This is a genomic window from Acinetobacter sp. YH01018, assembly GCF_013420295.1.
GTDB lineage: Bacteria > Pseudomonadota > Gammaproteobacteria > Pseudomonadales > Moraxellaceae > Acinetobacter.
This window is the reverse complement of record NZ_VOYL01000003.1, coordinates 84,937-98,315: the sequence shown is the minus strand read 5'-3', so window position 1 is coordinate 98,315 and position 13,379 is coordinate 84,937. Positions and strand designations below refer to the sequence as shown.

At 43.7% G+C, this 13,379-nt stretch carries 16 protein-coding genes and 1 pseudogene; 10 read left to right on the top strand and 7 right to left on the bottom strand.

Going from position 1 to position 13,379, the window contains the following annotated elements:
* Window positions 1-95: 95 nt before the first annotated feature.
* Window positions 96-1,736 carry an acyl-CoA synthetase gene (locus tag FTT83_RS02135; RefSeq protein ID WP_180082064.1) on the bottom strand — a complete coding sequence of 547 codons (1,641 nt, stop codon included), beginning with the start codon at window positions 1,734-1,736 and terminating at the stop codon, window positions 96-98.
* 300 nt (window positions 1,737-2,036) lie between these two features.
* Here FTT83_RS02135 and FTT83_RS16295 point away from each other — a divergent pair.
* From FTT83_RS16295 to infC, 4 genes and pseudogenes are all read left to right on the top strand, one after another.
* Window positions 2,037-2,312 (top strand): annotated as a pseudogene (locus FTT83_RS16295) (FAD-binding protein); the annotation flags it as partial.
* Between the two features lie 33 nt (window positions 2,313-2,345).
* The gene (locus FTT83_RS02130; RefSeq protein WP_171263151.1) at window positions 2,346-2,513 is read left to right on the top strand and encodes a hypothetical protein; all 168 of its coding nucleotides are present in this window, start codon (window positions 2,346-2,348) and stop codon (window positions 2,511-2,513) included.
* 265 nt (window positions 2,514-2,778) lie between these two features.
* Window positions 2,779-4,701 (top strand): threonine--tRNA ligase, encoded by a 1,923-nt coding sequence (thrS, locus tag FTT83_RS02125; protein ID WP_180174233.1) that lies wholly within the window; start codon window positions 2,779-2,781, stop codon window positions 4,699-4,701.
* A gap of 5 nt (window positions 4,702-4,706) precedes the next feature.
* The gene (gene infC / locus FTT83_RS02120; protein WP_180176184.1) at window positions 4,707-5,258 is read left to right on the top strand and encodes a translation initiation factor IF-3; all 552 of its coding nucleotides are present in this window, start codon (window positions 4,707-4,709) and stop codon (window positions 5,256-5,258) included.
* Window positions 5,259-5,385: 127 nt separating this feature from the next.
* On the opposite strand, the gene FTT83_RS02115 is transcribed toward infC, so the two are convergent.
* Complete coding sequence (locus FTT83_RS02115; protein ID WP_086195389.1) at window positions 5,386-5,853, bottom strand: Hsp20 family protein; 468 nt, start codon at window positions 5,851-5,853, stop codon at window positions 5,386-5,388.
* A 315-nt stretch (window positions 5,854-6,168) separates the two neighbouring features.
* On the opposite strand from FTT83_RS02115, the gene FTT83_RS02110 reads away from it, so the two are divergent.
* The 3 genes from FTT83_RS02110 (at window position 6,169) to FTT83_RS02100 (ending at window position 7,603) form a co-directional block, all read left to right on the top strand.
* The gene (locus FTT83_RS02110) at window positions 6,169-6,792 is read left to right on the top strand and encodes a glutathione S-transferase N-terminal domain-containing protein (protein ID WP_180174232.1); all 624 of its coding nucleotides are present in this window, start codon (window positions 6,169-6,171) and stop codon (window positions 6,790-6,792) included.
* Window positions 6,793-6,877: 85 nt separating this feature from the next.
* Window positions 6,878-7,162, top strand: coding sequence for a hypothetical protein (locus FTT83_RS02105; RefSeq protein ID WP_180174231.1), 285 nt, complete (start codon window positions 6,878-6,880; stop codon window positions 7,160-7,162).
* Between the two features lie 15 nt (window positions 7,163-7,177).
* Window positions 7,178-7,603 carry a YqaA family protein gene (locus FTT83_RS02100; RefSeq protein ID WP_180174230.1) on the top strand — a complete coding sequence of 142 codons (426 nt, stop codon included), beginning with the start codon at window positions 7,178-7,180 and terminating at the stop codon, window positions 7,601-7,603.
* A 38-nt stretch (window positions 7,604-7,641) separates the two neighbouring features.
* Here the strand turns inward: FTT83_RS02100 and FTT83_RS02095 are convergent, their stop codons facing one another.
* Together FTT83_RS02095 and FTT83_RS02090 are read right to left on the bottom strand one after the other, a co-directional pair.
* Window positions 7,642-8,382: a TonB family protein gene (locus FTT83_RS02095; protein ID WP_180174229.1), complete on the bottom strand. Its 741-nt coding sequence runs from the start codon at window positions 8,380-8,382 to the stop codon at window positions 7,642-7,644.
* Between the two features lie 103 nt (window positions 8,383-8,485).
* Window positions 8,486-9,745 (bottom strand): MFS transporter, encoded by a 1,260-nt coding sequence (locus tag FTT83_RS02090; RefSeq protein WP_180174228.1) that lies wholly within the window; start codon window positions 9,743-9,745, stop codon window positions 8,486-8,488.
* 236 nt (window positions 9,746-9,981) lie between these two features.
* On the opposite strand from FTT83_RS02090, the gene rpmI reads away from it, so the two are divergent.
* Complete coding sequence (gene rpmI / locus FTT83_RS02085; protein WP_004637967.1) at window positions 9,982-10,176, top strand: 50S ribosomal protein L35; 195 nt, start codon at window positions 9,982-9,984, stop codon at window positions 10,174-10,176.
* A 12-nt stretch (window positions 10,177-10,188) separates the two neighbouring features.
* A complete protein-coding gene (gene rplT / locus FTT83_RS02080) occupies window positions 10,189-10,548 on the top strand; it encodes a 50S ribosomal protein L20 (protein ID WP_004867327.1) in 360 nt (119 codons plus the stop codon).
* A 129-nt stretch (window positions 10,549-10,677) separates the two neighbouring features.
* Here rplT and FTT83_RS02075 read toward each other — a convergent pair whose 3' ends face one another.
* The 3 genes from FTT83_RS02075 to lgt form a co-directional block, all read right to left on the bottom strand.
* Complete coding sequence (locus FTT83_RS02075; protein ID WP_180174227.1) at window positions 10,678-11,043, bottom strand: hypothetical protein; 366 nt, start codon at window positions 11,041-11,043, stop codon at window positions 10,678-10,680.
* Window positions 11,043-11,429, bottom strand: a complete 387-nt coding sequence (locus FTT83_RS02070) for a hypothetical protein (RefSeq protein WP_086195397.1) — start codon at window positions 11,427-11,429, stop codon at window positions 11,043-11,045. Before FTT83_RS02070 ends, FTT83_RS02075 begins: the two co-directional genes overlap by 1 nt.
* Window positions 11,430-11,653: 224 nt before the next feature.
* A complete protein-coding gene (gene lgt / locus FTT83_RS02065; protein WP_180174226.1) occupies window positions 11,654-12,466 on the bottom strand; it encodes a prolipoprotein diacylglyceryl transferase in 813 nt (270 codons plus the stop codon).
* 93 nt (window positions 12,467-12,559) lie between these two features.
* On the opposite strand from lgt, the gene FTT83_RS02060 reads away from it, so the two are divergent.
* Window positions 12,560-13,342 carry an NRDE family protein gene (locus FTT83_RS02060; RefSeq protein ID WP_180174225.1) on the top strand — a complete coding sequence of 261 codons (783 nt, stop codon included), beginning with the start codon at window positions 12,560-12,562 and terminating at the stop codon, window positions 13,340-13,342.
* The last annotated feature ends 37 nt before the right edge of the window (window positions 13,343-13,379 follow it).

Here is a 13,379-nt window from a genome sequence, read left to right as displayed (position 1 = left end):
TTCTCTCATTTAAAAGGTGATAAATGATGTTTCACAAGGGGTAATCCCCCTAAGTCCCCCTTTGAAAAGGGGGACTTTACCCATCAGATGATGGATTACTGAAACTCGCCTGTAGCACGTTCTTTGGCCCAGTCACGCAAGATGAATTTTTGCAGTTTGCCTGTAGATGTCTTTGGAATCTCGGTAATCACCACATCTTTAGGTACTTTAAAACGGGCCAAATGCTGTTTACAGTATTCAATCAGTTCTTCAGCTGTTGCAGTTTTACCTTGTTTGAGTTCCACAAAGGCACATGGAACTTCCTGCCAGCGTGGATCAGGTTTTGCCACTACCGCTGCCGTCAGGACTGCAGGGTGCTGATACAGCACTTCTTCCACTTCGAGTGAAGAAATATTTTCACCGCCGGAAATAATTACATCTTTAGAGCGGTCGGTAATTTTGGCATAGCCATCCGGTTGGCAAACGGCAAGGTCACCGGTATGGAACCAGCCACCAGCAAAGGCTTCGGCGGTTGCTTCAGGATTCTTTAAATAGCCTTTCATGACGATATTGCCGCGGAACATGATCTCGCCCATGGTTTTACCATCATGCGGCACTTCGTGCATGGTCTCCGGATCAAGTACTTTCATGCCATCTTGCAGTGGATATGGAACTCCTTGACGAGAGTGCAAGTGTGCCTGTTCCTGAATCGATAGATCGCTCCAGCCCGCTTGTGATGCACACAGTGCAGAAGGGCCGTAAGTTTCAGTTAAACCATAGACGTGAGTGACATTAATGCCAATATTACGCATGCCTTCAATAATCGCCGCAGGAGGCGCGGCACCGGCCACCATCACTTCAACACGGTGATCAATCTGGGTCTTTTTCTCTTCAGGGGTATTGATCAGCATCGACAGGACAATCGGTGCGCCACAGAAGTAGTCGACTTTATGTTCGGCAATCAATTTGAAAATCTGTTCTGCATCAACTTTGCGCAAGCAGACGTTGGTACCGCCATTGGCAGCCATGGTCCAGGCAAAGCACCAGCCATTGCAGTGGAACAATGGCAGGGTCCATAAATAGGTCGCGCGAGGCATCATGCCGCAAGCAATGATGTTACTGGCTGCATTAATGTAGGCCCCCCGGTGATGATAGACCACACCTTTCGGGTTCCCCGTGGTGCCCGAGGTGTAGCTTAAGCTAATGGCATCCCATTCATCCGCGGGTAAATGCCACTCAAAATTGGTATCACCTTGTGCAATCCAGTCTTCATATTCAATCTGGCCAATACGGGTATCCTCACCCTCATATTCTTCATCGGCGACATCAATGACATAGATTTCTTGCGGAATCAGCGCCAAGGCTTCTGTAGCAAGCTGGCTGAATTCGGGGTCAACCAGCAATACCTTACTTTCGGCGTGTTCCAGCATGAAGGCAACTGTTTTGGCATCCAGACGGGTATTTAAGGTATTCAGTACGGCACCTGCCATTGGTACGGCAAAATGTGCTTCAATCATTGCCGGCACATTAGGCAGCAGTACCGAAACGGTATCATTTTTACCGATCCCGAGTTTTTGGAGTTGGTGGGCAAACTGGCGGCAACGATTATATTTTTCACGCCAGGTAATACGACGTTTACCATGAATAATTGCATTTTGATTCGGGTAAATATAAGCAGCCCGATCCAGATAGCGTAAAGGTGACAACGCTACAAAATTTGCGGGGGTACGCGGTAATTCATCATATGCGCTAACCATGTTAAAACTCCATTCTATATTTGTTTTCATATCCTTTTGAAAAAGATATGCATTTATCAGAAATCTTGCAGTTATGCTTTAGTCGAGTGCTATTTTATAATTTTTAACATATTGAAAATTAAAAAAATTATTTTATGGGGTGGATTTTTTTTGAACGCATGGGTTCCCATATTTGCTTTTTTAGGTATTTTACTCTAAATGGGCAATTTAAATAACATTAGCTAGGGAATAATAATGAAAATACAACAGGCGGATAAAGGATGGCGTAATTGGTCTGGAAGCCAGCAGGCACATCCATAAATTTTTCAACCTCAGCATGTCAATGAATTACAAAAATGAGTCAAATTCTATGGTCATATTCCTGTCGTTGGTGCAAGGCATTCATTTAGTGTGTTGGCCAAGACGGATGAAACTTTGCTTAATCTCGATCAGTTCAAAGGCGTGCTGGCCTTTGATGAAGATAAAAGTCAATGCACAGTTTAAGCGGGTACACGCTTATATGACTTAGGGAAATATGTTGTTCCGATCAATCAGTCTTTAGCCAATCAGGGGGATATTGACCAGCAAAGTCTGGCTGAACTGCAAGGTGCCTTATGAATAGCTACACCCATGTTAAAAGTTTTGCACTATAGCCAGTTACCTGATCTGGAACTGCTGCTGGTGCCGAAATCCTGTGAGATTGACCGGGCTGATTATGTGTTTTTAAGACCCACCCAGAGCGAAGCTGTGATTCCGCAATTTGCTCCGCTTTCTGCCTATGCTCAGTGCAAGTTCTAAGCATGGGATAACTTTAGAGCATAAAAAGGGAAGTGAAAATTCCTTGATTGAGCTAGAGCTAGAGCTAAGGCATTGGCAAATAAATTCAAAATGTGCCAAATTGCGAATTTTATAGGTGAAAAGGTTTAATCCTGTGGATAAGACGTGTAAAATTCGAATCGATTTTTATTTATCCACCGTTTTTATCTTTTGAGGTTCTGCCTCGATCATAATCTCGCGGTGACATGCCCTATGGTACGGGGCATCACTCCTTAAGGATTTTTTTATGCCAATTATCACTTTGCCAAATGGCGATCAAAAACAGTTTGATCAAGCCGTATCTGTGATGGACGTTGCACTGAGCATTGGTCCGGGTCTTGCAAAAAATACAGTTGCGGGTCGCGTAAACGACCGTTTGGTTGATGCGTCTGATCTCATCACTGAAGATGCAACCTTACAAATTATCACGCCTAAAGATGAAGATGGTATTCACATCATTCGTCACTCTTGTGCGCACCTGGTCGGCCATGCAGTTAAGCAATTGTTCCCCGAAGCAAAGATGGTGATTGGCCCGGTCATTGAAGAAGGTTTCTACTATGACATCTGGATGCCACGTCCGTTTACTTTAGATGACTTGGCGGCGATTGAAGAGCGTATGAAAAAGCTCATCGACCAAGACTATGATGTCATCAAAAAAATGACCCCACGCGATGAAGTGATTGCAGAATTCACTGCGCGTGGCGAAGAATACAAACTCCGCTTGATTGAAGACATGCCTGAAGAAACGCAAATGGGCTTGTACTACCATCAAGACTATCTGGATATGTGCCGTGGTCCGCACGTACCGAATACCAAATTCTTAAAATCGTTCAAGCTGACTAAAATCTCTGGTGCTTACTGGCGCGGTGATGCGAAGAATGAACAGCTGCAACGTATTTACGGTACAGCATGGGCGGATAAAAAACAGCTTGCGGCTTATGTAAAACGTATTGAAGAAGCAGAAAAACGCGATCACCGGAAAATCGGTAAAGCTTTAGACTTGTTCCATATGCAGGAAGAAGCACCGGGTATGGTGTTCTGGCATCCGAATGGCTGGACCATTTACCAGGTACTGGAACAGTACATGCGTAAAGTTCAGCAAGATAATGGTTATCTTGAGATTCGTACCCCGCAAGTGGTGGACTTCACGCTTTGGGAAAAATCGGGTCATGCGGCAAACTATGCAGACAACATGTTTACGACTCATTCAGAGAACCGTAACTATGCGGTTAAACCAATGAACTGTCCATGTCACGTACAGGTATTCAACCAGGGGTTGAAATCTTACCGTGATCTTCCGATCCGTCTGGCTGAGTTTGGTTCGTGTCACCGTAACGAGCCATCAGGTTCATTACACGGCATTATGCGTGTTCGTGGCTTTACCCAAGATGATGCACACATTTTCTGTACCAAAGAACAGATTGGAACTGAAGTTGCAGATTTCATTAAATTGACTTTAGATGTGTACAAAGACTTCGGTTTTGAAGACGTTCAAATGAAACTGTCTACACGTCCGGAAAAACGTGTCGGTGATGACAAACTTTGGGACATGGCGGAAAAATCTTTGGCTGATGCTTTAGATGCTGCTGGTCTGGAATGGGAACTGCAACCGGGTGAAGGCGCATTCTACGGTCCTAAGATCGAATTCTCATTGAAAGACTGCCTAGGTCGTGTATGGCAGTGCGGTACCATTCAGTGTGACTTCAACCTGCCAGAGCGTCTGGATGCATCTTACGTAACAGAAGATAACGACCGTGATCAGCCTGTTATGTTACATCGTGCAATTCTTGGTAGTTTCGAGCGTTTTATTGGTATACTGATTGAACACTACGCAGGCTTTATGCCACCTTGGTTGGCACCTACACAAGCGTGCGTGATGAACATTACCGATTCTCAAGCGGAAGCATGTGAGTCAGTCGTCGCTAAACTTAAAGAAAACGGTATTCGTGCCATTTCCGACTTGAGAAATGAGAAAATCGGCTTTAAGATTCGTGAACGTACTTTAGAGCGTATTCCTTACTTACTGGTACTTGGCGACCGTGAAGTAGAGGAAGGTACAGTGAATGTGCGTACCCGCTCAGGAAAAAATTTGGGTACTATGTCAATCGATGCTTTCGTTGACCTAGTAAAAGCAGCCGTTGCCGAACGCGGCCGGTATATTGTGGAGTAAAAGCGATTAAACAGCCTGACCGTAATCAACAGGGCGGTAACAAATCAAACCGTCCTGCTTTGAATGATGAAATTCGTGCAAAAGAAGTCCGTCTTGTAGACGAAAATGGCGAGCAAAAAGGCATCGTAAGCTTAAATGATGCTTTACGTGCAGCTGAAGCTGTCGATCTTGACCTGGTTGAGATTGTTGCAAATGCTGAGCCACCCGTGTGTAAAATCATGGACTTCAACAAGCATTTGTTTGATCTGAAACAAAAGCAGAAAGAAGCGAAGAAAAAACAGCATCAAGTACAGGTGAAAGAAATCAAGCTCCGCCCTGCGACTGATGTTGGTGATTACAACGTAAAATTACGTGCCATTATCAAGTTCCTTGAAGAAGGCAACAAGGTAAAAATCACTTTACGCTTCCGTGGTCGTGAAATGGCTCACCAACAGTTGGGTCTGGCTCAATTGCAAAAAGTTGAAGCAGATGTGGCTGAATTCAGTGTAGTTGAACAAGCACCAAAAATGGAAGGTCGTCAAATGGGTATGCTACTTGGTCCTAAAAAGAAAAAGTAAGCCTCTATTGATGAAGAAAGCCCTGCAAAAGCAGGGCTTTTTTATAGCGATGATTTTTTGAATCGGTTTTTTAAGAGATCGTTTCAATTATTTAAAAGACCAGTCATTGACCAGTCTTTTGGGGGTGTTATTTTGTTGTTTCCTGTTGAGGTGACGCAAGTTTTTCCGTGGTTTTGCTGCCAATCGGAATCTGGCGAGGTAATTTTTCTTCTGGAACATTGCGCTGTAAGTCGATTTTTAACAAACCGTTTGCAAAGTCAGCTTGTTGTACTTCTACATGTTCATCCAGACGTAAAGACAGTTTAAAGGAACGGTGGGCGATACCTTTGTGTAAAAATTCTACCGTAGTATCCGATTTTTCTTCAACCGCTTTGCCGCTAATGGTCAGAACTTGATTTTCCAGGTTGATCTCGAGTTGGTCTTCGTTAAATCCAGCTGCAGAGACGACAATGCGGTAATTATTATCGCCGGTTTTTTCAATATTGTAATGTGGATAATTCGGTGTTTCACTTTGCATTGCGTAGTCAAACAGGTCATTAAAACGGTCAAAACCGATGCTACGTCGGAACAGTGGGGTAAGACTGGAATTGCTCATGGATAGAACCTCCGGTTCTCAGAAAAGTTATAGAAGCATGATGATAATTCTGTAATGGATGGCATAAGTAATGTGAAGCAATATCCTGAATGGATGATTGCTTCATGTCTAATATAAGATTGGGTGGAGGCTTTTCAAGCATCAATATGTAACAACATCCGGGGCGGATTTTTGCCTGAAAATAATGCTTTATATTTAGTGGTTTTATTGATGAATCTATAATTAAATATGCGGATGTATGGTACTAAATCATGCTATAACTGGAATAAATTTTAAGCATGTCATGTAAAACGAAAAAGGCAAAAGGTAGGAAACATGATTGATCTCTATTATTGGGGAACACCCAATGGTCATAAAATTACAATAGCATTAGAAGAAATGGGTTTGGAATACCAAATTTTTCCAGTCAATATTTTAGAAAATGATCAGTTTCAGCCTGACTTTTTACGTATTTCACCTAACAATAAAATTCCCGCGATTGTGGATCAGGATGGACCGCGTGGTGAAGCCATTTCAGTATTTGAGTCTGGGGCAATTTTGCAATATTTGGGCCGTAAAACCGGATTGTATTATCCAGTAGATGAGCAACAGCGTGTTGAAGTCGAGCAATGGCTGATGTGGCAAATGGGTGGTTTCGGGCCGATGCTAGGGCAAAACCATCATTTTGGCCGCTTTGCGCCGGAAAAAATTCCCTATGCCATAGACCGTTATGTCAATGAAACCAAGCGTCTGTATGGTGTGCTGAATAAGCAGCTGGTGGGGCAGAAGTATGTGGCGGGCGAGTATTCGATTGCCGATATGGCGATTTTACCGTGGATCCTACGCCATGAATGGCAGCAAATTCAGCTGGAAGATTATCCCTATGTAAAAGAATATGTTGATCGCCTGACTGCACGTCCTGCTATTCAGAAAGCATTGTCGATTCAGGTCGCTGGCTAAAATGACTTGAACTACAGTTGTGTTAAGATGGCGGTATAGAAAAATAAACCACCCATGCGGTGGTTTTTTATTGGATCAGCACCTTATGAAAGCATTTTTTTTAAATTCAACGCGTATTCTGGAACACAATGCCAAAATCTATTGGAGCATTATCTTTGGTATAGCAGCTTGTTTGATTCTTTTTATTGCCGAAGCCGTGCACATCCAGAATTTTATGGCGACTTTAAATACGCAGGACCAGAATGCTTTATACGCAGCCATCCAGCCTTTGACGCAGCGCTATAGCTATAGCCGTTATCTGGTTCTGGTTCTGGCTTTGCTTTGGAGCGTTTATGAATATACCTCAACCAAGAAAAAACTCGGGCTTTAAACCGGTTGCAGCCTGATGCCGGCTTACCTGCTGCTGTTTATTTCTGCCTTTGGTGCGGCCACCTTATTGCCTTTGCAGTCCGAAGCGGTTTTATTGGCTTTATTGGCTGAGGGTAGCCATTCAGTTCCGTGGCTACTGTTTGTTGCAAGCTTGGGAAATATTTTGGGATCCTGCGTGAACTGGTGGCTCGGTTTTAAGGTTGAACACTACAAAGACAAAAAATGGTTTCCTGTTTCACAGCAGCAAATGATGAAAGCACAGGCGAAATATCACAAATATGGCTACTGGTCATTATTGCTGAGTTGGGTGCCCATCATTGGCGATCCGATTACTCTTATTGCCGGTCTGCTAAAAGAAAATTTTGCCCGATTCCTGTTGATGGTTTCGATAGCTAAAATAGGGCGCTATTTGTTTATCTATTTGGTTTTTAGTCTGTTTTAAAAAAACGGGATGCTTGTGCATCCCGTTTTTAATTTTGCTTATTCACAGTGATTTAAGTCGAACTTAATTTCATCTTTAAAACTGGATTTTTTATACATCCATAAAGTGCTGGCAGTGCGCTTAACATTAATTTGGCTATTGGATACGGCCTGAACAACTTTTTGGTCTAAAGCATAAATCCCCGAACCCTGAGTAACTTTGACTTTTTTCACATCACCGTGTTTATTCACTTTAAAGTTGAATTTAACGCTACGATTGTGGCCAGCCAGTAAGTCAGAATCAAGCTCTAGCTGGGGCTGAGCGCGGTATGAGAAAGCTGTTTTTCTGTTCTGCTGTTGAGCCTGCCAATTTTTCGATTCAAACTGATAGGGGCAGGCTTCAACATCCTCCTGGTCTAACTTTAAGCTAAAGGTTTGATAGCCAATAAGCGGTGTCGCCGTGTCATTTTCGATATGGGGTTTGACATGTGCTTCACGCACGGCTTGAACCAACAGGTTATCCAGATGGCTTAAGCCGGTACTTTCCTGTACGCTGGCCTTGGTGACATTGCCGGTTTCATCTGCATAAATGCGAATAATGGCACTGCGGTTTTGCTCTTTTAAATCTTCATTTTTATAGTTTGGATGCGGAAATTTGGTCCACTGAATGCGTGTGGTCAAATGCGCGGGAAGGGCTGCGCTTTTCTGAACGGCAAGCTGTTTGGTTGCTTTAGATTCAGCACTGTAAACAGTACTGAAGGGTACACACATGAGTAGAGAAAAACACAGTATTTGCTTCATAAATATTTATTTCTTAGTCAAACCAGATGTTGCAGTGGTAGCGGAGTATTATGAGTGCGCAGTATTTCCTGAATTGGAAATACTGGCAAGTCTAAAAACTCAATTAATGTTCATGATCATGCACTTTGGTAATGTCGACGCCAAATAAATCGCGGGTTTTTGCCCAGCTCAGCGCTACTACTACCACGGTCATACAGCCTCCAAAGACGGTTGCCATGATGGTGCCCATATATTTGGCGGCTAAGCCGGATTCAAAAGCACCAAGTTCATTACTGGATGAGACAAACATGCCATTCACCGCGGCGACACGGCCACGCATATTTTCTGGCGGATAAATTTGCAGAATGGTCTGGCGAATCACCACTGAAATACTGTCACAGGCACCAGTCATGGCCAAAGCGAACAGCGATAGCCACAGGTTATTTGAGAAGGCAAACAGCAGGGTAAATAGGCCAAATCCGGCAACGGCGAGCAACATATTACGCCAGGCATTTTGGGTTGGTGGAAATCTGGTTAAGGCAATCATGGTGATGAGAGCACCAATCGATGGCGCTGCACGCAAGTAACCCAAACCTTCAGGACCGACTTTTAAAATATCTTCGGCAAAGATCGGCAGTAAGGCAATGACCCCGCCAAACAGCACCGAAACCAGATCTAGCGAAATCGCCCAAAGTACGATTTTGGTTTTCCAGATAAAGCGGAAACCATCGCCTAAACTTTCGATTAAATTATTTGTTTCGATTTTTGGAAAACTGCGCTTTTGTAGCAGGTTAATCAGGATGAAACAGATGGACAATAAACCGGTTACCGCCCATAAACTGTTTTCAGGACCTAAAAAAGCCAGCATAAAACCGCCCAGCATGGGACCAATAATCACGCCACTTTGCCAGCCGATGGTGGTCCAGGTGGCACCATTGGCATAGAGCTCGCGTGGAATCAGGAAAGGTTTTAATGATGTGGCGGAGGGATTATAAAAACCGCGAATTGTACCCAAACCAAAAATAACCGCATAAATCCCCCAAGACAGTGTAGTAACGTCGATCTGTCCTAATCCATAGGAATGGAATAGCCACCATAAAACCACAGGCAAGGGCACGGCAAAAAACAGACATATTTTCATGATGGTCTGTTTGTTAAAGCGGTCGGCAAAATAACCGCCCCACAAGGACAAGGCAATAAAAGGGATGGCTTCGGCCAGACCAATTAAACCCAGTGTTAAAGGATCTTTGGTAATCCGATACAGCGAATACGCGACAATAATTTCTTGAATTAAAATGGCGAGCGTTAGGCAGAACTGGTTCATCGTGACAATAGAAAAGTCACGATAACGCAGGGCGGCAAAAGCATCCTGTGCAGGGTTCATAGCAGTCCAGTATTCTTATGGGCTGATAATTATAATGCCGAATAGTGGATTTATTAATAAAAACATCCCGCTTTTGATAGTGAAAATAAGACTAAGAGAATCTGATCATTGGTGTGCAATTTTCAGTATCTCTGCTTTTGTTTTGAGCAAAGATGCTTTAGAATACTTGCTCCCTTACCTGCAGGTCGTTTTTGCAATGGTGCAGACGTGCTGAACAGGTGTTTAAAGAGGTTGTTATGGCTAAGTTAAAAACTCGCCGTGGTGCAGCTAAACGTTTCAAAGCGACTGCTAACGGTTTCAAGCGTAAACAAGCGTTCAAACGCCACATTTTGACCAAAAAATCTGCTAAACGTATCCGTCAATTGCGCGGCTGTGTGATGGTTCACGTAAGTGACGTTGCTTCAGTTCGTGCTATGTGCCCATACATCTAAGGAGATTTATAAATGGCTCGTGTAAAACGTGGTGTACAGGCTCATCGCCGTCATAAAAAAATTCTTGCTCGTGCTAAAGGTTACTATGGCGCTCGCTCACGCGTTTACCGCGTTGCGTTCCAAGCAGTAATCAAAGCAGGTCAATACGCTTACCGTGACCGTCGTCAAAAGAAACGTCAATTCCGCGCTTTGTGGATTGCACGTATCAACGCTGGTGCTCGTCAAAATGGTTTGTCGTACAGCCGTATGATCGATGGCTTGAAAAAAGCTCAAGTGATCATCGACCGTCGCGTACTTGCTGACATCGCTATGCATGACGCAGTTGCATTTGCTGCTTTAGCTGAAAAAGCTAAAGGTGCATTAGCTGCTTAATCATCTCTCGATGATTGAAAAAGACCGCTTTTTAGCGGTCTTTTTTATTTTGGCTTTTTAAAATACATTCAATATGGATTTCGGCTTATTTAAGGGTGTGAAATACACGAGAAGCTAATTCAGTTCAATCTAATCAAACTTGCGCTTTGGAAAGCCCGATAATATAAATAGGCCAATGGCAGCAAAGCCAATCGCCTGAATGGCGAGCATCAGCTTATGCTGGGTAGGCAATGCAGAAATTAAGGTAATGAATGCCATCAGCGGCATAATGAACACAAGAATCTCAAAACCTTTCTTATAAGGGTTATCTGCCGCAATTTTTAAGCTTAACGCTCTTAATACATGTATGCCCATACCAATGCCTACACTTATTCCTGTCAACATGGGGGAAAGTTGCTGTACCGTAGAGCAGAGATAAATGATCATACAGGTTGCAATACAGACCATCAGTTTCAGCTCGCGGCTACATTGGTCGGAATACCAGAACTTCAGCATTATTTTTGCTCATCCAAGGGGGCATTTTTATTCAATAAAGACAAGGGTGAAAACAGGCAAATGGCCAAAGCCATAAAACCGATGCCTTGGGCACCGGGGATGAGAATTTCACCATTCTGCATATGCATGAAAATCAGGGCCAACAGCAAGGCAAGAGGAATCCAGACCAAGAGTCGATAGAACAGGCCGGTCGGGTTTTTAGCAGCAAAATGAATTTTACAGTAACGGCAAATCAGGAAAATAATACCTGTACCCATGAACATCAGGATAGCATCCGGTTTTAAAGGTTCCATCCAGTACAGTCCGCCCGTTGCAATTGCGATGACCACAAAGATCAGCAGTTTATGAAGAATGGAAGCTTTAGGATTGAACCAAAATTCGAGCATGTTTTTCTATTGGATGAATAAGAACTAAGGGCACTTTAGCATACGAGTGAGAGGGAAGCACAGATTCAACCTACCTGTAGATTATTTTAAATCTCTTTCTTAAGAGCACACATAACCAGAGAGATAAAAAAAGGAGACATTTTTTGTCTCCCTCATCCTAACCTTCTCTTACACTTAAATTTAAAGCAGTGCTTAAACTTAAGTTCAGGGAGAAGGAATTTTATTCAGCTATTTTTCTGTGGACCCCAATCATAGATTTTCTTTTGATAGGCATACCACATCATCCAGAGGCCAATCAAAATCATCGGTACAGTCAGGAACTGGCCTTTACTCATCCAGCCAATAAATAGCTGGCCATTATCGGGTTCACGGAAGAATTCCACCACAAAACGGGCAATACCATAACCGATCAGGAACAGGGCAGAAACTGCCATACGTGGACGCGGCTTGGAGCTGAACCACCACAATACAATAAACAGGATTAAACCTTCGCCCAAAGCCTGATAAAGCTGTGAGGGATGACGGACCAATTGCAAGGGATCGGTAGGGAAGATCATCCCCAGTGCAAAGTTTGAATCAGAAACCGGGCGGCCATACAGTTCACCACCAATGAAATTGCCAATACGACCGAACATCAGGCCAGTCGGGACACAAGGGGCAATAAAGTCCAGCGTTTGAAACCAGGTTTTCTGGTATTTTTTGCACCAGAATAGCATGGCAAGCATCACACCCAGGAATCCACCATGGAAGCTCATGCCGCCGGTCCAGACCTGAAATAACCATAGTGGATTGGCCATGAACTGTTCAAAGCCATAAAAGAATACGTAGCCTACACGACCACCGACCACGACCCCTAAGGCACCATAGAAGATCAGGTCAGAGACCATGTCAGGTGTCCAGCCATCACGTTGTTTGGTTCTATAGGTGGCAAGTCCCCAGGCAAATAAAAATGCCAGTAAATACATCAATCCATACCAGTGGACTTGTAATGGTCCCAGCGATACCGCAACCGGGTCTATATTTGGATAGGTCAGCATTCCTGTTCCTTGTCATTATGTTTTGCACAGATTTTAGCTGAAACCTGGGAAAAATGTTGTACATTCAATGTGTAAAGATGAAGAGCATGAATTATGTGTATTGTCGCTTTAGCCTGGCAAGTTTTGCCGGATACTCCTCTATGTCTGATTTCCAATCGGGATGAGTTTTATCAGCGGCCGAGTGCAGCATTGTACGCTTGGGAAAACAGTCCGATTATTGCCGGAAAAGATTTGCAGTCCGGTGGTACGTGGATGGGGATTACTGCATCAGGTCGCTGGGCAGTGTTAACCAATTTCAGGGATGCCAGCGATAAAACACAGTATCCGACTTCACGCGGTCATTTGATTCAGGCTTTTCTGGAATCCGATTTAACCCCGATCCGCTTTGCTCAAGCGCTGGAAAAACGCCAGCGTGATTATGCCGGCTTTAATTTATTTTTAGGTGATTCAAATCAGGCGGTTTATATGAGTAACCGTGGTGAAGCACCGCAGGTTTTAGCCCAAGGCGTGTATGTGGTGTCCAATGGTTTAATGACCGAGCATTGGGAAAAGACCCGACATTTACGTAAACGTTTTACCCAGGAATTTTTACCGATGCTCCAGCAGACAACGACATCCGAAGCAGATCTGGAATTTGCGGTTTGGGATATTCTGGAAGATGAACGGAAAATTATTCCCGAGCTTTTGCCCCAAACCGGCATTAGTTTAGAGATGGAGGAATTGCTTTCATCCACTTTTATTCAAAGCCCGGTCTATGGTACACGCTGTTCCAATTTTCTACGGATGAAAAATCAGCAATGGCAATGGCAGGAAAAATCCCAGCAAGGGACAACCCAAGGCAATATTATCCAGATAAATTTACCTTTAAGCCCATAAAAAATGCCGACACGAGGTCGGCATTTTTAGAAGGCAG

Coding starts and splice junctions, on each gene's coding strand:
- lgt (WP_180174226.1), bottom strand. CDS start 12,466: ATGCTGACCTATCCAAATATAGACCCGGTTGCGGTATCGCTGGGACCA.
- FTT83_RS02100 (WP_180174230.1), top strand. CDS start 7,178: ATGCCGGCTTACCTGCTGCTGTTTATTTCTGCCTTTGGTGCGGCCACC.
- FTT83_RS02110 (WP_180174232.1), top strand. CDS start 6,169: ATGATTGATCTCTATTATTGGGGAACACCCAATGGTCATAAAATTACA.
- FTT83_RS02130 (WP_171263151.1), top strand. CDS start 2,346: ATGTTAAAAGTTTTGCACTATAGCCAGTTACCTGATCTGGAACTGCTG.
- FTT83_RS02075 (WP_180174227.1), bottom strand. CDS start 11,043: ATGCTGAAGTTCTGGTATTCCGACCAATGTAGCCGCGAGCTGAAACTG.
- FTT83_RS02115 (WP_086195389.1), bottom strand. CDS start 5,853: ATGAGCAATTCCAGTCTTACCCCACTGTTCCGACGTAGCATCGGTTTT.
- FTT83_RS02135 (WP_180082064.1), bottom strand. CDS start 1,736: ATGGTTAGCGCATATGATGAATTACCGCGTACCCCCGCAAATTTTGTA.
- FTT83_RS02060 (WP_180174225.1), top strand. CDS start 12,560: ATGTGTATTGTCGCTTTAGCCTGGCAAGTTTTGCCGGATACTCCTCTA.
- FTT83_RS02105 (WP_180174231.1), top strand. CDS start 6,878: ATGAAAGCATTTTTTTTAAATTCAACGCGTATTCTGGAACACAATGCC.
- thrS (WP_180174233.1), top strand. CDS start 2,779: ATGCCAATTATCACTTTGCCAAATGGCGATCAAAAACAGTTTGATCAA.
- rplT (WP_004867327.1), top strand. CDS start 10,189: ATGGCTCGTGTAAAACGTGGTGTACAGGCTCATCGCCGTCATAAAAAA.
- rpmI (WP_004637967.1), top strand. CDS start 9,982: ATGGCTAAGTTAAAAACTCGCCGTGGTGCAGCTAAACGTTTCAAAGCG.
- FTT83_RS02095 (WP_180174229.1), bottom strand. CDS start 8,382: ATGAAGCAAATACTGTGTTTTTCTCTACTCATGTGTGTACCCTTCAGT.
- FTT83_RS02070 (WP_086195397.1), bottom strand. CDS start 11,429: ATGCTCGAATTTTGGTTCAATCCTAAAGCTTCCATTCTTCATAAACTG.
- FTT83_RS02090 (WP_180174228.1), bottom strand. CDS start 9,745: ATGAACCCTGCACAGGATGCTTTTGCCGCCCTGCGTTATCGTGACTTT.